A 288-nucleotide genomic window follows, 5' to 3' on the forward strand; every position below is an offset into this window, starting at 1 on the left:
GAGCTATGATGAATTCGAAGATGCTAAAGCTTCATTAGTATTTTCGATTAACTACACAACTCATTGTAACATATCAGTTTTAGATTACAGTGGAGGTGATAAATTCATGATTGGATATAAACTTAATCGAATGACTGATGAAGGTAAATATAACTATGATTATTTGTATATAGTGCTCCCTAAAGAAGCAAAAATAAATAAAGCGGATAGTGATGGTTTAATAGATGCTTTTTGTCATAATGATTTAAGCTTTAAAAATAAAGAATAATGGTAAGTAGCTTTTATCTA

1 protein-coding gene is annotated in these 288 nt (G+C 28.1%); it reads left to right on the top strand.

Annotation, left to right across the window (positions count from 1 at the left end; translation table 11 throughout):
- On the top strand, window positions 1–268 hold a 268-nt coding region (locus tag AUR67_RS21090; protein WP_161936917.1), incomplete at its 5' end, for a hypothetical protein.
- Window positions 269–288: the final 20 nt, after the last annotated feature.

Origin of the sequence: Pseudoalteromonas sp. XI10 (genome assembly GCF_001469895.1) — a bacterium.
In the GTDB taxonomy this organism is placed as follows: Bacteria; Pseudomonadota; Gammaproteobacteria; order Enterobacterales; family Alteromonadaceae; genus Pseudoalteromonas.